This window comes from Paenibacillus liaoningensis (assembly GCF_059609455.1).
The window spans coordinates 55,438-72,534 of sequence record NZ_JCAALU010000012.1; the positions used below are offsets into that span (position 1 = coordinate 55,438).

At 48.7% G+C, this 17,097-nt stretch carries 12 protein-coding genes; 6 read left to right on the forward strand and 6 right to left on the reverse strand.

All coding sequences use genetic code 11. The annotated features are described in order from the left end of the window. Positions 1-84 precede the first annotated feature (84 nt). Positions 85-1,839 (forward strand): methyl-accepting chemotaxis protein, encoded by a 1,755-nt coding sequence (locus AC6B99_RS19065; protein ID WP_496664002.1) that lies wholly within the window; start codon positions 85-87, stop codon positions 1,837-1,839. An 81-nt stretch (positions 1,840-1,920) separates the two neighbouring features. Further along, positions 1,921-5,601, forward strand: coding sequence for a non-ribosomal peptide synthetase family protein (locus AC6B99_RS19070; protein WP_496664003.1), 3,681 nt, complete (start codon positions 1,921-1,923; stop codon positions 5,599-5,601). An 87-nt stretch (positions 5,602-5,688) separates the two neighbouring features. Here the strand turns inward: AC6B99_RS19070 and AC6B99_RS19075 are convergent, their stop codons facing one another. After that, positions 5,689-5,985 (reverse strand): hypothetical protein, encoded by a 297-nt coding sequence (locus tag AC6B99_RS19075; protein ID WP_056029773.1) that lies wholly within the window; start codon positions 5,983-5,985, stop codon positions 5,689-5,691. A gap of 255 nt (positions 5,986-6,240) precedes the next feature. Here AC6B99_RS19075 and AC6B99_RS19080 point away from each other — a divergent pair, with 255 nt between their 5' ends. Continuing rightward, on the forward strand, positions 6,241-7,344 hold the full coding sequence (locus tag AC6B99_RS19080; protein WP_494858167.1) for an MBL fold metallo-hydrolase: 1,104 nt from the start codon (positions 6,241-6,243) through the stop codon (positions 7,342-7,344). 71 nt (positions 7,345-7,415) lie between these two features. Here the strand turns inward: AC6B99_RS19080 and AC6B99_RS19085 are convergent, their stop codons facing one another. Both AC6B99_RS19085 and AC6B99_RS19090 read right to left on the reverse strand, forming a co-directional pair. Beyond that, complete coding sequence (locus tag AC6B99_RS19085; RefSeq protein WP_496664004.1) at positions 7,416-9,029, reverse strand: ABC transporter substrate-binding protein; 1,614 nt, start codon at positions 9,027-9,029, stop codon at positions 7,416-7,418. Between the two features lie 184 nt (positions 9,030-9,213). Further along, a complete protein-coding gene (locus tag AC6B99_RS19090; RefSeq protein WP_056029763.1) occupies positions 9,214-10,227 on the reverse strand; it encodes an ABC transporter substrate-binding protein in 1,014 nt (337 codons plus the stop codon). Positions 10,228-10,459: 232 nt separating this feature from the next. Here AC6B99_RS19090 and AC6B99_RS19095 point away from each other — a divergent pair, with 232 nt between their 5' ends. Next, a complete protein-coding gene (locus tag AC6B99_RS19095) occupies positions 10,460-10,585 on the forward strand; it encodes a hypothetical protein (RefSeq protein ID WP_257790756.1) in 126 nt (41 codons plus the stop codon). Between the two features lie 213 nt (positions 10,586-10,798). Next, complete coding sequence (locus AC6B99_RS19100) at positions 10,799-11,500, forward strand: metal-dependent hydrolase (RefSeq protein ID WP_056032784.1); 702 nt, start codon at positions 10,799-10,801, stop codon at positions 11,498-11,500. A gap of 74 nt (positions 11,501-11,574) precedes the next feature. Here the strand turns inward: AC6B99_RS19100 and AC6B99_RS19105 are convergent, their stop codons facing one another. Genes AC6B99_RS19105 through AC6B99_RS19115 form a run of 3 tightly spaced genes read right to left on the reverse strand, consistent with a single transcriptional unit; the run spans position 11,575 to position 15,292 of the window. Further along, a complete protein-coding gene (locus AC6B99_RS19105; protein WP_496664005.1) occupies positions 11,575-12,696 on the reverse strand; it encodes a Ger(x)C family spore germination protein in 1,122 nt (373 codons plus the stop codon). Beyond that, on the reverse strand, positions 12,693-13,796 hold the full coding sequence (locus AC6B99_RS19110; RefSeq protein WP_496664006.1) for a GerAB/ArcD/ProY family transporter: 1,104 nt from the start codon (positions 13,794-13,796) through the stop codon (positions 12,693-12,695). The genes AC6B99_RS19105 and AC6B99_RS19110 overlap by 4 nt, the downstream gene beginning before the upstream one ends. Further along, positions 13,793-15,292 carry a spore germination protein gene (locus AC6B99_RS19115; protein ID WP_494858176.1) on the reverse strand — a complete coding sequence of 500 codons (1,500 nt, stop codon included), beginning with the start codon at positions 15,290-15,292 and terminating at the stop codon, positions 13,793-13,795. The genes AC6B99_RS19110 and AC6B99_RS19115 overlap by 4 nt, the downstream gene beginning before the upstream one ends. 170 nt (positions 15,293-15,462) lie before the next feature. Here AC6B99_RS19115 and AC6B99_RS19120 point away from each other — a divergent pair, with 170 nt between their 5' ends. Continuing rightward, complete coding sequence (locus AC6B99_RS19120) at positions 15,463-17,088, forward strand: helix-turn-helix domain-containing protein (RefSeq protein WP_494858178.1); 1,626 nt, start codon at positions 15,463-15,465, stop codon at positions 17,086-17,088. Positions 17,089-17,097 lie beyond the last annotated feature (9 nt).

The following is a 17,097-nucleotide window of genomic DNA, read 5'->3' on the forward strand; positions in this document are numbered from 1 at the left end:
CAGCCGGATGACCGAGCCGTGAACGAACCGTCACAATCATTTTTGAAAGTAGCATTACATCATACATATAGGAGCGTTGACAGAATGCAATTCATAAAAAGAATGTCCTTTTTTTCTAAAAATTTGCTGCTTGCCTTCTTTAACATCGTATTGATTGGATCCATTTTAATTGCATCAGGCTACATCATTCAGAAGGATATTTTGATTAAGCAGCTTCGTGGACAAATTAGCGCCATTACACAGGAATGGGCACAGGAAATGGAACCTGCGAAAATCCAGCAAGCCATTGCCGAGAAAAGCTACGAAGGCGCCACCCAATTGGAATTGAAAGCAACGCTGGATCTGATACATAAATATAACCCGAATATCGCACAGGCTTATGTATTCGGAACGGAGCTGACGAATGGCAATCAAACGTCAATTATTGCTATGCCTACAAGTCTCGTAGAAGCCTTCTCCGCTGAAAACATGGGTGTTGGCACGATGTATGAGCAGCCAGCAGCAATGTCGACCGCTGTAGAGGAAATGTTGAAAACCGGAGTGCCTACATTCACCAGCTTTTACACTGATGATTTTGGCATTTGGACGACAATTCTTTATCCAATCAAAGACAGCGGTGGCAACGTATTTGCTTTCTTCGCGGCGGATGTAGATGCGAGCGCTGTGCCTAACGGTCTGCACACGCTGCTGGTCAGCGGCATTTCAATCATGCTCATTTTCCTTGTGCTCATTTTCTTGCTTCAGTTCTTCGTTTCGCGAATGACCATGAAGCCCATCAAAGAGCTGATTAAAGGTATTGAAGAAGTAAGCGAAGGCAACTTGAATGTCGAACTGAAATCGGGCGTCGACGATCTCGGTGTTGTTAATCACAAGTTCAACATTATGATTCGTAAAATTAACGACATGATGGTCAAAGTGCGTCTAACTTCGCATGCTGTAACAGATTCGGCTAAATCCTTGTATGAGTTTTCCGAAAAGAACAGCAAAACGGTAGAGGAAATTACCGAAAACATGCGGGAAATCAACATCGAAATTGCCAACCAGGAGTTGTCCTCCGGGGAAGCAGCCAAAGCAATGAACGAAATGTCGACCGTTATTCAAAACATTGCTCACAGCTCGTCGAGCGTAGCAGAAGAAGCTGGCGATATGGAGCACAAATCGAAGGAAGGCAATAAAGTCGTAGGCCAGGTTGTTGAGCAGATGGAACAGATTGAAAAGTTTGTGGTCGAATCCTCCAGTGCCATTCAATCACTCGCCAGCCGTTCACAGGAAATTGAAAATATCGTTTCGCTCATTATGGGCGTTGCGACACAGACCAATCTTCTGGCGCTTAACGCAGCGATTGAAGCGGCAAGAGTCGGCGAACATGGCAAAGGTTTTGCAGTCGTAGCAGGCGAGGTTCGCAAGCTGGCGGAGCAGTCCAATAGCTCGGCAACGCAAATTTCCGGATTGATTAAAGAAATTCAGCAGGAAATTACGACAGCTGTCCATGCACTGAATCAGGGAACAGGCCAAGTTCGTACGGGCTTGCAAATTTCCAGCGAGACGGGTTCGCTTCTGGACGATATTTTGTCCGCTACCCGCAGTGTAACGCTGCAAATTCAAGAAGTATCGAGCTCCACAGAGCAAATTTCAGCTGGTACGGAAGAATTGACGGCTACGGCTGAAAATCTGTCGGCTTCCGCAGGCATTACAGCAGCAAACAGTGCGAAAATTTCCAAATCGATTGCCGAGCAAAAAGAATCGATGAATGCCATTGTGGAATCGTCGACTCAATTGACGCAAATGTCGGAAGAGCTGCAGGAGCTCATCAACCATTTCCAGGTCCGTACTTCTTAATCCCGGTATAACTATCATAAAGGGAGCCCTGCGGCTGCGTGGCGGCTGCGGGGCAAATCCCCCACAGGAGGTTTTACAATTATGACGGAAAATAAACACACTACAACTAACCAGATTGCTTCCAGCGATTTTGTCTTATTAATTCCACTAGATTTTTCGCGTCATAACCGCACGTATTCTTATGCAACGGAAGAATACGCGCTGGGCGAACAGGTAAGCCAACTGATAGAAACGAGAGAAGAAAAGGATTTAGAAGCAGAGGCCGCTGCGGCGTATGCAGCGCTCTTATACCGACTTTCAAGCGAGAAGCAGCTGCTCATCGGTGTGCAGGATAGCCAGGGCAACGATAAGCCATGGTTAGTCCAGATCGAAGAAACGCCTACATTTGATAGCCTAAAAACCTCGTTAGTGCAAGCTGTAAAGGATGGATCAACCTCGGAACAAGCCCATTATGACACTCGCTTCTCGCATCGACACCCGGTACAGCCTACTTCGGAAATTATCAGCCTTCAACTTCTGAAACACAATGGAAAGTGGCAGCTCAGCATGCAATATGACCGATCGTTGCTGGAGAAAGCAACCGTCGACCGCTATGCCGCTTATTATCAGACGCTGTTTACAGCCGCTTTAACTGATCCCGCCGCGCATGTGGCAGCCATTGATCTATTAACCGCTGAGGACCGGCTCGTCTATGAGAAAATGAATGCGACAGCTGGCGCTTATGATCGCCAGCAGACGATTCATGGCATGATTGAGCTTGCTGCGGCGCAGCATGGCGAGAGAACGGCAGTATCATCTATTCACGGGGAGCTTACATACCGCGAGCTCAATGAGCAGGCGAACCAAATGGCGAACCTGTTGATCAGCAAAGGCGTGAGCAAAGGCGATTTCGTCACCATTTACATGGAGCGGAGCTTGGAGCTCATTGTCAGCCTGCTTGGCATTTTGAAGGCGGGAGCCGCCTATGTGCCGCTCGATCCCGAGCATCCAGAGGAGCGCAACCGCTACATTTTGCAAGATACCCGGTCGGTATTCGTGCTGACCAAAGCGAAATACGAAGAGCAGGCGCAGCATCAGTCCGAAGGGCTTGAGCAGTTGAAGGAAATTATCGTAGTGGAGCATATCGATTATGACAGGGTAGAGGCTTCGAACCCGAACGTTCAGGTAGCACCGGATGATTTGGCCTATATTATTTATACGTCTGGCTCTACGGGAAGGCCGAAGGGAGCTCTCATTGCGCATGAAGGAGTCGTCAATCTCGGCGACACGGTGCGGCAGGATTGTGAAATTGGGCATGAGGATATACTGACGCAGTTCGCGACCTACAGCTTTGACGCATCGGTATGGGATACGATTGGAGCGCTGTTCTATGGTGCGCATTTGTACTTATTGTCTCCAGAGGAACGCGTATCCGTAGAGGAATTTGCTTCAGCGATCGAACGGACGAAAACGACGATTATTACGATTTTGCCAACCGTCTTTTTTAACCAGCTATCGGCTTATTTGTCGGAGGAGGGTTACAAAAAGCTTGCAGGCGTAAAGCTGATCACTGTAGCAGGAGAGGCGCTTTATGGCGAGCAGGTGCGGGCGTTCCAGCGGAAGTTCCAGGACAATATTGCTATCGTTAATGTATATGGTCCTACGGAATGCACCGTGTGCACCACAACCCATAAAATCAGCGGCTATATTTCCGATGATTTAACCAACGTGCCAATCGGCAAGCCGATCCAAAACTACAAAGTGTATATCGTCAACGAGCTGAACCAGCTATGCCCGGTGCATGTGCACGGCGAGGTGCTGATTGAGACAATCGGCCTGGCGAAAGGGTATTTAAATCAGCCGGAGAAAACGGCGGATGCCTTTGTCGCCAATCCATTTGGCGACGGTCAAATTTATAAGTCAGGCGATATTGCGAAGCTGCTGCCGGACGGCACAATTGAATATGTAGGACGCCGGGATTCGCAAATAAAAATTCGCGGACATCGCATTGAGATTGGGGAAATCGAAGACAGCTTTTCGAAAATCGCCAATGTGCAAAACGTAGCAGTCATCTGCAAAAAAGATGCACAGGAGCAAAATATGCTCGTCGGCTTCTTTACTTCAAAGGACGGTAAACCGCTCACTACCGTTACCATTAAGCAAGAGCTGGGCGATAAGCTGCCCTCTTATTTTGTACCTAAATGGATCGTCCAGCTGGACGAAATGCCGATTTCTCCAACCGGGAAAATCGACCGGAAAAAGCTGCACAGCTATTCCTACCAAGAGGAGCAGATCAGCGTCGACTACGTTGCCCCTCAAAATGGCATCCAACGAATGATTGCGGGCGCATGGGCCGAGGCACTCAGCCTCGTTCATATCGGCATTCATGATGATTTCTTTACGATTGGCGGCGACTCGCTCGGAATTATTCATATTTTGGCCAGTCTCAAGCCGTATTACCCGGAATTGAAAATTAATGATTTATTTCAATATAGAACGATCGAAGCGATTGCCGCACGCATCGAGCAGCTTGCTGCCGAAGCGCCAGAGCAGCAGGAGACGGCCCGCCATGTTGGGCCAGCTTTGCCACTGGAAGAGCTGCCAGCTATGCGCTATAAGCCTGAACTATCTGTCAGCTTTGAGCAGCAGCCGAAGGCCATGCTGTTAACTGGAGCTACCGGATATCTAGGCGGCTATTTGCTCTACGAATTGCTGATGCAAAGTGACGCGACCATTTATTGCCTCGTACGGCCAGGAACAGAGCCGGGTGAAGCGAGACTGCGGAGCCATCTTGCGTATTATTTTGGAGATGCGGCTATTCCATTAATGGAAGGGCGCGTTGTAGCGGTAGAAGGCAATTTGGAAATGCCGCGGCTCGGGCTTGAGGAGCAGCAGTATCAGCAGTTAATGAGCAGTCTGGATGCAATTATGCACAGTGCAGCGGATGTGAGGCACTTTGGCGAAGAGGGACAGTTTGCCCGTACGAATGTGAATGGGACGGCGTATTTGCTGGAGCTAGCCGCAGCTTGCCGCCAAACGGTTCGCTTCCACCATATTTCTACGCTTGGCATTCCAGAGGACTTGGCTTTAAGCGGGCAATGGGAAGCAGTTGTAGCCGCTGGAGAGCTTGCGCCGGAGCTGCGTGTCGAGAGCTTGTATACGAATAGCAAGATGGAAGCAGAGAAGCTGCTGTATGCTGCTGCTGAGCAGGGCGTTCCCGTCAGCATTTACCGGGCAGGCAATTTGTCCTGCCACTCGGTAAGCGGAAGCTTCCAGCGCAACATTGACAGCAATGCGTTTTACCGTATGCTCAAATCGATGCTGCTGCTTGGACAAGCGCCAGAGGTTACTTGGGACATCGATATTACGCCCATTGATTATGCGGGCCAGTCGATTGTCAGTCTGGCGCTGCAGCCGGATACAGCCGGAGGTGTCTACCATATTTGCAACCCGGAGCCACTGCCTTACGAAACGTTGATGGACATGCTGCGCAGCAATGGCTACGCCATAGAGACGTCAAGCCCAGCCGCTTATACGAAGTGGCTGCTTGATAAAGCCATCCTGAAAAATCAGGAGGGCGTGCAGCTTGCGATCGCGCAATTGGAAGGCGATGGGGCGAAGGACTCTGCCTATCGCTACAGCTGCGAGCGGACAACCGCTGCTTTGCAGCAATCGGGCATTACATGCGCAGCGCCTAATGAGCAGCTGATCGGAAATATGCTTGCGTATGCAACGTCGATTGGCTACTTTCCGCAAGCGAGCGAGCGCCGTCCGGTCAGATAGTAAGCAAAATGAGAAGCAAAACGCCAAGCATCAGACCTGCGAAGGACTGGAGCTTGGCGTTTTTTTACTATAAGAAGGTGGGCTGGATTAAAAGCTAGGGTTTGGCTTCTGGAAGCTTCTGCTGAGGTTTTCAGCATCAAGATCGCGCACGCGCTTCTCGAAATCCTCTAGAACATCAATTAAATAGGATTGACCATCAGATTCTGCTTTGAAAATAAACTTATCGGCATCGTGGATGACCACATCGTGGCCGCACAATTTAAGGCATTTGGCATAATCTTCTACAGTGGGGTGCTGGTTCTCTTCCAGAAAAATCAACCCGTGCAGCGTCTTCGTTTCATGGGGGCGAATGATTTTGAAATGTACGGTATGTTGGATAGACATATGGGCTTCCTCCTTATTCTTCCGGGCTCGCTTCTATTATAATCCATTAGGCGCAGAGAAGCTGTGAAAAATGTTACAATCTTTTAGACGAATAGCTAGCAGGAGGAGTTGCACCTATATTGACAATAACTGAATGATCATTTATTATTAGCGAAGGAGCTCGATTTAAATTATCAACAGTTTTATTTTAATAAATGATCGTTCGTTTATATGGAGTTTATCTTTCATTAACCATAATTTAAAGGAGTAATCGCCATGCTGACTGCTATTATTGTGCTTGCTGTACTGCTGCTTGCGGTAATGCTTGTTTTAAAGTTCTATCCTGCGCTTGGAGGCGTGTTAACGAAGGAGCAGCTTGCTGCATTTTCACGTTTGCCCCATTACAAGGACGGCAAGTTTAAAAATTTGAGTGCGACGGCTATGGACAACAGTGCAAGCAACCTATTTTCCATGCTGCGCGATTATATGAAAACAAACCCAAATCGCAAGCCACAGGCGCAGCTGCCGCTGCAGAAGCTGCAATTTGGCGGGGACGATAAGGGCGAGCAAGCGCGAGTCACTTGGTTTGGACATTCGGCTATGCTGCTGGAGCTGGATGAAAAACATATATTACTCGATCCGATGTTTGGCCAAGCGCCGACGCCGTTCCCTTTTTTCGGAAACAAACGTTATAGCGGCAAATTGCCGTTTGAAATTGCCGAGCTGCCGCAAATTGACGCTGTTGTATTATCCCATGATCATTATGATCATTTGGACTATGATTCGATTCTCAAGCTTAAAAACAAAGTTCGCCGTTTTATCGTTCCGCTCGGCGTAGGCAGCCATTTGGAGCGGTGGGGAGTGGAGAAATCGATTATAACCGAGCATGACTGGTGGGAAGAGCTGGAGTTTGAAGGCATTCGCTTGGCGGCCGCTCCAGCGCAGCATTTTTCAGGACGAAACCTCAACAACCGGGATTCTACGTTGTGGTGCTCTTGGGTGATTACAGGACGTGCAGCTAACATTTATTTTAGCGGCGACAGCGGTTATGGCGCGCATTTCAAAGAAATTGGCGAGAAATACGGTCCGTTTGATCTGACCCTTATGGAATGCGGACAATATGATCCGCGCTGGGCGTCGATTCATATGATGCCAGAAGAAACGGTGCAGGCCCATGTCGATGTAAAAGGAAAAACGCTGCTTCCGATCCATTGGGGAGCTTTTACACTCAGCTTCCACGACTGGAATGATCCAGTAGAGCGCGTGACGCAAGCGGCCAAGCAGCTGAATGTGCAAGTTGCAACGCCTATCATTGGCGAGCCGGTAGCCGTCGGGGCTGGCCGGCTTCCATCCTCCATTTGGTGGAAAACCGCACAGTGAAAGGCTAATTGAAAAACTAACTTAAAATCCAACTACAAATCCAACTAAAAAACCGTCCCGAAGCTGAGGCTTCAGGACGGTTTTTGCAATAATTTGGGCAGCATGCCGAGCAGCTTGTTTGCTGTTTCCGCATCGCCGTAGTTCCAGCTATTGTCGACTACGTAAGCATGGCCCTTTTGCACAGCCGGAAGCTGCTGCCAGAGTGGGCTGCTTATAAGTGATTCCATCGCTTGCCGAGAATCCTCTGTGTCGGGCACGATCATAAACAGGCGATCTCCGGCATATTGGGGCAGGGAGCCGACTGTAATTTCCTTATAAGCCCGCTGAGCGGCAATGAGCATTTTCACTTCGCTGATTGGGGCAAAGCCAAGCGGATGATAGAGGGTGGATGCCAGCCCGCTGCCAGCCATAATAAACAGCCGATTTCCCCGTTCAAAAATGAATACGGAGGCGGTCTCGCCTTCCCTTATATGGCTGCCTAGCTGCTGCCACATCTGTTCTGTCCGCCGCTCATGTCTAGCAAGCCAGCGCAACGCCTCCTGTTTCTTGCCTAGCCAGTCACCAAGCATAAGCAAACGCTCCTCGAGCGTTCCCCAAGAGTTAAAGGCAAGCGTCGGGGCAATGTCCGCCGCCTGCTCATAAATCTGCTCGTCACCGCTCGCTAAAATAATCAAATCAGGCTCCTGCTCCGCTGCTTGTTCTTTATTGAACACCGGAAAAACGGAATAATCCGCTCCCCCTACCGTTTGAAACCCGAGTACATGCAGGTCACCCAGTGTCTCGCCATAATACAGGATGCGCTGTGGCTCTGCTGGAATGATAACTTGATGTCCCATCCAGTCTTTCACCTGAACGCGCTGCCGCATGGAAAGGGCATACTGCCTTGGCGAACCGCCGGTCATTTGCCGGAAGCGGCGGCTGAAATAATATTCGTCAGCGAAGCCGCACCATTCGGCAATTTCACGCAGCGAGGCATGGGAGTTCGCGAGCCATTCCTTGGCATGGTCAATGCGCAGCGATACTAAATAATCGAGCGGCTTTTTGCCAGTGAGCGCTTTAAATAAGGAGCTGTATTGCCACTGGGGCATGTTCGTCAGCGCTGCGAGCTGCTTGACCGTAAGCGGACTCTTATAATGAAGCTGAATATAGTGAACCGTATCTTCTAATGAATACAGCTGGCGATTCCCTTGGCTTGCTGGAAGATGCTGCTCCAGCAGCATGCCCATCAGCTTTTGGAAAGCGAGATTTTGCTTATACGCTTCGATGCCTTGCAGCGCTTTGCCATCTGCCTGTATCGCTTCCAGCAGCTTGGCGTATGGAGCAAGCGGGTAAAGGCGCAGCTCATGCTTGCCAGGAAACAGCGATTGCTGGTAATACGATGGCTGAACATAGTCGAGGCGAACGACCGAATAAACGAGGCAATAGTAGTTCATCGTTTCATTCGTCTGGCCATCAAATTGGTAGCAATCTCCGGGGGCTAATTGGAATGCGCTGAACGCTTCAAACCGGACATAGCGATTGTTCAAATAAAGGGTGCCTTCACTGTCGACAATGATGAGCAGCGTATGGCTCTCGACGGTTTGCTCGGCGAAAGTAATGTCCGCAGACTTCGTTAACCGTTTCATGCTGACAAGCTTAAGCATAAGGTGGTGAAGCGGAACGGACGGGGTTTCATGGGCATTCATGCGAGCGGAACTCCTTACTTTTAAGTTCATTAGCAATAGGATTGCATTGTTTCCTTTCATTATGCCATAGAATGGAGGGGAAGCGAATGGACGAAAAAGAAAACAGGCTGAGCCAGGGCTAAATCATGCCCTGTAACTCGACCTGTATCGTTTATTATTTGTAACGAAGCTTGCGCGTTAAACGTTATTTTTTCAAAATTTCTGCTGGCAGCGCGTCAATGAGCCAGTCGCGGGAAGTTGCGTCGCTGGATGCTTTCTGAATGTCAAAGTAGTATACTTTTCCTTCTTTTACAGCAGGGAGGTTTTTCCAAATGGTGCTTTTCAGCAATTCTTCCGTATCTTTCTTGGCATCTTCAGGTACAGGGTTCAAAATGAAAATACGATCGCCTGCAGCTTCAGGCAAAATTTCCGAAGAGATTTCCCGGAAGCCTTCGCCAGCGTCAATAATTTCCTGGATTAACGGAGTCGGCTTGAAGCCGTCCTCGTTGTAAACCGCTTGTGGAAGTCCGGCATTGGCCATAATGAACAGGCGGTTGCCTGGATACATTGTGAAGACGGAAGCTGTTTCTCCTTCTTTCAAGCCGTTCTCGTGCAGCATAGCCCACATTTCTTTTGTTTTCGCTGTATATTGGGCAATCCAATCCTCGGCTTCCTGCTTCTTATTAAGCAGATCGCCCAAAATGCGCATGCGGTCCTCAAGCGGAGCAAACGTATCAAAGGTAATGGTTGGTGCGACTTTGGCAAGCGCCTCATATTGGGCGTCATCTGAGTTGCCGAAAATGATCAAATCAGGAGAAAGCGACAATGACTTTTCAACGCTGATTGGAAAGCCAACATCTTCCGCATCTTTAATTTGCTCCTCGTAGACGGACCCTTCTGTGTTTTTCATCACCCCGATAGGTGTAACGCCAAGCGCAAGCAAATCGCCTGTCGTCTCGCCATGGTAAATAACGCGTTGAGGCGTAACCGGAACTTCAACCCCATGGCCTGTCCAGTCTTTGAAAATGCGCGTTCCCGTTTCAGCTTCTGCTGAAGCCGCTGGGCTTTCGGCAGCTGGTGAGCTGCTCGCTTCTGTAGTAGGAGCGGTGCTTGCCTGCTCAGCAGCCGACTGCTCCGTGTTGCTTCCGCATGCCAACAATAATGCCCCCATTAATGCGACAGTAGTAAGTAAAGAAATAATGCGTCCTGCTTGTTTCATTGTGGTTCTCCTCCTGCATCGTCTCAAAGATATTGATAATCATTATCGTCGACTAGCATAATAGATTGCGGCCAGTTGTACAATGGATAAAATTCAAAGCTAATTTGGGTTTGTACAAATTCATGTGCAGACAGCAGCAGATGTTCACCATCCTGTTAAATTCTCCTGCGCCACTGCCCCCAATACTCTCCTATAATAAGGGTAGAGGAAATAGTTCAAGGGGGTGTGAGCGATGTTGTGTTTTTTGATTCTTACGGCTTGTTTTTTTGGAGGCATTATTTATATTATGAAGGCCGGAGCAACGATTGTTGAGGATGACTCGATCATTCAGGATCGGATTCTTGAAGGACTAAGCTAGGATAGCAGCAAAAAATAAACTTTTTTCATTATAAAGCTTCTTCATCAAGCATGGCGGGCGGCAAGCGATTGTTATCGTTTGGCCGCCTTTTGCTTGCCCTTCACGCCTATTCAAGGCTCCGCTCAGCGTGACAGGTTGCAACTCGGCAGGCAGGAGCGTAATATGGAAACGAGGACTTCAAGCAAACTTATCGTTAAAGGAGTGCAGGAAGCGATGCAAATTATTTATCATGGACATTCTGCTGTGCAGCTCATAACAGGGGACAAGTCGCTGATTATTGATCCGTTCATAAGTGGAAATGGGCAGGCAGTTACGAAACCCGAAGATATTAAAGTGAATGCTGTCCTTCTGACACACGCTCATCAAGATCATATTTTGGATGCGGCGCCAATAGCTAAAGCAAATGATGCTCCTGTTGTAGCTAATTTTGAACTAGCGGCTTATATGTCATGGAAAGGTGTACAGACGATACCGATGAATATTGGAGGCACCGTCGATTTAGGCTTTGCGCAGGCCAAAATGGTACCAGCTATTCATACTTCAGGCATTATTGACGAAGAAAAGCAGACGATTACATACGGCGGGCTGGCTTCGGGCTATGTCATTCGCGCTGAAGGGCTGACGATATTGCATGTCGGCGACACTGCATTGTTCAGCGATATGAAGCTGATTGGCGAACATGAGGTCATTGATGTTGCCTTTATTCCGATTGGTGATCACTTTACGATGGGACCGGAGGAAGCCTTGCAGGCAGCAGAGTGGTACCGGGCCAAGCTGGTCGTTCCGGTTCATTATAATACATTTGAGCCAATCAGACAGGATGCGCAAAACTTTGTGGAAGCGCTGGAAGCGCGCGGCCTCATCGGCAAAGTGATGGCCCCGGGAGATAAGCTCGATATTATTAAGCAGGTTTAAGACGGTAGGCATCAGGCTAAATTCTCTTAAACAGCAATTGAAAGCAGGCTGCCAGTGACGGCAGCCTGCTTTGTTTATTTTATCGGACCCATCGAAGAGATTGTGACTTTCGCAGATACGGTAATGTCGGCTTGCGACAGCGCTTCTGCCCAATCATCCTCTACTTTTTTGAACGCTTTGTACTCATACGCCCTTGCGTACACTCCAAGTCCGATTGGATCGACCTTGAGCTTTTGGAATTTGGCAATAAGCGCTTTGAAGTGATCGGTCACCTGCTGGCCGATCATGTCCTCCAGCAGCTTGCTGTCATTAAATACATCGAAGGGGAAAAGATGCTCGGATAGGCCAACAACCATGCTTACTTTTATATCATATTTGAAGCGGTTGTTTTTAAAGCTGGTTTTAATTTTGGTTTTGACCTTTCCTGCAGAAAAGCTGACCGTATTCGTGGAAAACGGCGATTTTTTCGGCTCCTCCGGCAGCTGATAGGAAAGGCTAAAGCCTGGTAACGCATTTTTCTGCAAAATGCGCAGCAGTACCGTTTCCTGTGCATCGAGCATCCCTTTGTATATGCCTGCTTTCGATACGAGTGCCGTTCCCTGAATTCGAACTTTGCCGCCAATGATTTTGACCTGTGAGAAATAGGGGGTTATTCCCTTATCAAGAAATTGTCGGTGAAGCTCATGCGCCGTCGTACTGACCGTTTCCGAATGGGAACTAGTGGAGTCTACCATGCCGCGGAGCAAAATAGGTAGCATCGGCTGATCCGGTGGATTCAAATACAGCATCTCTGGAACGGAGCCGTCAACGACAATGACCCGGTCCGTAACCGTATTTCGGGCATCGCGATAGATGACGTCGAGCATTTGAAACCAGCCCTCATAATTCAGCATTCGCCTGCCAAGCAGAATGACCTGATAATTGCGCCCTTGAGTGGATCCAGCCGTCTGAGCGTCCTGCTCCGACCTGGACTGTCTCAGCGTCTTAGCCGTTCCGGTCATTTCCATGCTCTTCTTCTTGATGCGATTGCTGAATACAGGTGCGGTCAAATAAAAATGGAATTTTTTATTTTTATCCAAATCCATCCCCAGCACAAGCGGGGTAGTGGCATTTTCCAAATTTAGTTGGTCGCTGCAGCTAGACAGGAGGAGCATGATAACAATAAACAGTGTTATCCGGGTGATGGATGAGCTCATAGGCTGCTCCTTTCTTCCTTCCAAAACCTGCTTAGCCATAAATAGCAAAGCAGGCATACTGGAAAAATATATTCCATTATCAGCCCAACCCAAAATAATTGTCTGACCAGAAAGTTGTTTTTATTGTAGGTCGGAAAATAAAAAAACGTCCCGACTGCCAGCAGGATAATCAGCAGCCGCAAGGGGATGCCAATGCTCTCCCGCTTGAATATCCAAGCTATGCAATAGGTAAGCAGATACATCATTGGGATCCAAATAAGCGAGAAAATGAACAGATAGAAGGAGATGAATGGAATCTCAATGCGTTCAATAAATTTGAATTCAATCGATTTCAATACACTGATGACAGGATCATTGTAGAGATGGGATTCCTCCGGGCTGAAATAGACGTAACAAATAATTGTGACGAACAAATACAACAGCATCGTAATGGAATTTGCAATTACAATGCCTTTGGTAGCATACTCCTTATACTTCAAATGTGGATACAGAATGAAAATGGATACCATGCCCAGCATAGGATAAATCGTCGCTTTTACCGCGCTGAGAATGGGCAGCCAGCCTTCCTTGAGTAGAGGCAGCAAATATACCCAGTGCGCATGTTTGAGCGTATATATGTACACAAAAGGAATCCAGAGCGATATCCAGATGATCAGCTCAGCGTATCTCGCAACGTTGCGTATGCCGTGCCGGACAATCGAATAGGCCGGAATGAGCAGCAGCGGCATGAGCACGAATGATTGCGTAGTTGGCAGCAGCCAGGTTTTCGTTACGAGAATCGTGCGAACAAGCCCATCATACATCAGGTAAAAAAAATATAGCGCAAACAGCATAGCAGCCAATACCCCGGCCCACCGTCCCATATATTCCGAAAGCAGGTCGAATAAGGTGCCGTTCGGATAATATTTCATGATCCCAACAATCGCAAGTCCAGCAATCAGGCTTAGCGCCCAGCCGATAATCAGGGCGATCCAGCCGTCCGTATCCGCAGCCTCCGAGAGCTTTCTGGGCAAGTTTAATACTGCCACGCTCACCTGGCTACCCGAAATAATGGAGATAAACTGGAAAAGCGTGATTTGCTTTCCCACATAGCTATTCATTCTGTGTCCTCCTTGATCCGGCTTTGTCTTTGCCTTATTGACTGTTTAGGAGCCGTACTTAACGGACGCTTGTCCATGAGCCACAGGGGAACCCTTACAATTGTGTCCTTCAAGTCAGCCAGTCTGACTGGACCAATCGGGGTTCCATAGGCGGTGCCAAGCGATTTGAGCGACAAAATATGACCGATCAAAGTCATGAGCCCAATGACGAGGCCAACAAATCCGAACATGGACGCTAGTATCATTAAAATAAAACGGATAAGCCGCACCGCTGCTACCATGTCATAGTTAGGCAGAATAAAGGATGAAATGGCCGTAAAAGCGACGACAATAACCATGACGTTACTGATAAGCCCGGCCTGCACAACCGCTTGTCCAATAACGATACCGCCGACGATGCCGACCGTTTGTCCGACTGGCGCAGGCAGCCTTATCCCAGCTTCCCGCAGCAGCTCCAGTGTAATTTCCATTAATATCGCCTCCACAAACGGGGGAAAAGGAACCTGCCCCCTTGATTCCCCAAGCGTCAGCAGCAGCTTGAGCGGGATGATTTCAAAGTGATAGGAAACGACGGAAATATAAAAGGCGGGCAAAAATGCTGCCATAAAAAAAGCGAACATTCGCAGCAGGCGAAGAAATGTCGCAATCGTCCAGCGCGAGCTGTAATCGTCAATATTTTGAAAGAAGGACATGAAGGTTACGGGAGCAATCAACACGTTTGGGGAACGGTCGACGACAACCGCGCAGCGTCCTTGCAGCAGCTGGGAAGCAGTCGTATCAGGCCGCTCCGTCGTTATGAGCTGCGGAAACAACGAAAAAGGATTATCCTCGATAAATTCGCCCAGCTCGCCTGTATTAATGATGGCATCGACATTGATTTGCCGAATTCGCTGTTCCAGCTGAGCCATATACTTCTCGTTGGCAATATCCTCGATGTACAAAATGGAAACGGTCGTTTGTCCTCTCTCGCCAACCATGAGCCGTTTGATTTTGAGTCCGCGGTGGGGGAGATAACGGCGAATGAGGGCGATGTTTAAATCGCCTGTCTCAAGAAAGCCCTGATGTGCGCCCTTCAGCGATGATTCGAGCTGAGGGTCTTCGATATTTCGCTGCGGCCATCCCTTTGTATCGAGGGAGTAGGTCCGCTCGCTGCCATCAATAAATAACAGGCTGTTCCCCTGAAAAAGCCCCATCTCTGCTTTCTCCCAGCTGTATAAATGCTCTACATGACCGACGGTGACGGCAATTTCCTGACTGTTCTCGCCCATCTCTTGCTGCAGTGGACGGAGAACATCGTCATTAATCGCCGCTTTGTCGTTTAACCCGTCGATATAGATCAGCAAAGCCTGTTTGCCTGATTGTTTAATGGTCAGATGGCGGGTAACCATATCGGGGGTTTCGGTAAAAAGCTGCTGAATTTTTGCTAGGTTTTCCTTTAAATCGGTGCTAATGCGGTCGCTATGCGGTATATTTTGCTCTGTATTGTTGTCAGGCATAGCTGTAGACTTCCTCTCTGTCGATTCATTCGGTTCAGCTATTTTTTCCAGCACAGGCAAATTGTATGCAGATGGACGTTTGTGCTTTCCCCTTGGATAGTCGTGCTAGAAGGGCTGTTTTTCTATATAATGAAAAGCAGCATACGCTGCAATGAGGGAGAGCACAGGGAATGACGACATTTTTGAATGATACATTACTGGAAATTAAACAATCAAGGCAAGCCTCGTGTCCTCCGGTCTGGGCGGAGGGCGGACTTCCGCTTTCAAGCCATACTCTGCTTTATGTGGTGAAGGGCAAGGGAGAGGTTACGATAAACGGGGAACGCGAAACGCTTGCCCGCGATGGTTATTATCTTTTTTCTCCGGATACAACGATTGAACTATCTCTTAGCACAGCTGCGCCAGTAGAGCTGCACTGGGTTGTTTTTGATATGTTTCGCATGAAGGTGAGCAGCGAGCATCAGCGGGAGTATGAGCGAGAGCTGGAGTTCCCTGTGGAAGGGCTGATAAAGCTTAAGGGAAGCCGCTTCAAGCGGCTGCTCTATTTGCTAACGGCAGAAGAAAGCACGAGGCAGGGGAAAAGCCGTTTTCTGGAGCAGCATTATTTGCACGAAATGCTGGAGAGCTTTATTGCACATGCGGCTCCCGCTGCGGCGAATGATTTAGAAGAGCGGCTGGGGCTGACGCTGCGCTATATGCAGACCCATTTTCGCGAAGACATTCGAGTGGATAAGCTTGCTGAAATTGCCCAACTGCACCCGTCCTATTATTCTCAGGTGTTCAAAAAAGTGATGAATAAGACGCCGGTCGCTTTTCTAACCGATCTGCGGATGAATAAGGCGAAGGAGCTGCTGCTGCTGACTGATAAGCCGATTCATGATATTGCCGGGGATGTCGGCTATGGGGACGAATTTTATTTCAGCCGCCGCTTTAAGGCAACGAGCGGTTATGCGCCGACGGTTTACACGCGGAATCGGGAATTGAAAATAAGCTCGCTTTCCTATGCCTATACGGATCATCTATTTACGCTGGGATTGGACATTTGCGCGGCCCAGGTTCATAGGCATTTGCCTATTGTGACAAGGGAGCTGGAACTGCCAAAGCATGCGGTCGATCCTTGGGAAATCGGGCGCCAAATCTTTCTTGAAGTGCAGCCGGATTTGTTTATTTGCAAAGATAATGTGCTGGCGAAGGCGCTCAAGCATGTGAATGACGTAGCGCCAATTGTAGGCATACCTTGGACAACGATGGATATATACAGCCATATGCATGAGCTGGCCGAACTGACGGGCAAGCAGGAGGCTGCGCGAAAATGGCTGGATCGCCATGAACGCAAGGCGGAGCAGATCCGCAGAAGCTTGCTGCGCTCTTTTTCCATAGGCACGACAGCGACGATTTGCGTCGCACGCCAGGGGGAGCTGCGCATTTATGGCACCCGCAACATTGGGCATGTGCTTTATCGCTCGCTGCAGCTTTCACCGCCTGCTAAAATCCGTGAGAAGCTCGCGCAGCATGCGCCGGGAACGGGCTTCAACTGGGTTTCGATACAGCCTGAGGAGCTGGCCGGTTATGAAGCCGATTATTTATTTCTCGCTTTCTCGAACGAGGCGGAGCATAAGCTTCTTGTAGAATTGCTGAAAACGAATGCGGTGTGGAGAAGCTTTCCAGCCATGAAAAATGATCGTGTCTATTTCCTTGATAAAACAAAATGGATCGTCTACGCTCCTTATGGCATAGATTTGCAGTTGGAGGAAGCGAGCAAATTGCTGCTTTCACCGAATAGATTATCGCTGTAAACCTGAGAA

Excerpts from the sequence above, each read along its gene's own strand:
- AC6B99_RS19065 (WP_496664002.1), top strand. The coding sequence starts at position 85 with ATGCAATTCATAAAAAGAATGTCCTTTTTTTCTAAAAATTTGCTGCTT.
- AC6B99_RS19070 (WP_496664003.1), top strand. The coding sequence starts at position 1,921 with ATGACGGAAAATAAACACACTACAACTAACCAGATTGCTTCCAGCGAT.
- AC6B99_RS19075 (WP_056029773.1), bottom strand. The coding sequence starts at position 5,985 with ATGTCTATCCAACATACCGTACATTTCAAAATCATTCGCCCCCATGAA.
- AC6B99_RS19080 (WP_494858167.1), top strand. The coding sequence starts at position 6,241 with ATGCTGACTGCTATTATTGTGCTTGCTGTACTGCTGCTTGCGGTAATG.
- AC6B99_RS19085 (WP_496664004.1), bottom strand. The coding sequence starts at position 9,029 with ATGAATGCCCATGAAACCCCGTCCGTTCCGCTTCACCACCTTATGCTT.
- AC6B99_RS19090 (WP_056029763.1), bottom strand. The coding sequence starts at position 10,227 with ATGAAACAAGCAGGACGCATTATTTCTTTACTTACTACTGTCGCATTA.
- AC6B99_RS19095 (WP_257790756.1), top strand. The coding sequence starts at position 10,460 with ATGTTGTGTTTTTTGATTCTTACGGCTTGTTTTTTTGGAGGCATTATT.
- AC6B99_RS19100 (WP_056032784.1), top strand. The coding sequence starts at position 10,799 with ATGCAAATTATTTATCATGGACATTCTGCTGTGCAGCTCATAACAGGG.
- AC6B99_RS19105 (WP_496664005.1), bottom strand. The coding sequence starts at position 12,696 with ATGAGCTCATCCATCACCCGGATAACACTGTTTATTGTTATCATGCTC.
- AC6B99_RS19110 (WP_496664006.1), bottom strand. The coding sequence starts at position 13,796 with ATGAATAGCTATGTGGGAAAGCAAATCACGCTTTTCCAGTTTATCTCC.
- AC6B99_RS19115 (WP_494858176.1), bottom strand. The coding sequence starts at position 15,292 with ATGCCTGACAACAATACAGAGCAAAATATACCGCATAGCGACCGCATT.
- AC6B99_RS19120 (WP_494858178.1), top strand. The coding sequence starts at position 15,463 with ATGACGACATTTTTGAATGATACATTACTGGAAATTAAACAATCAAGG.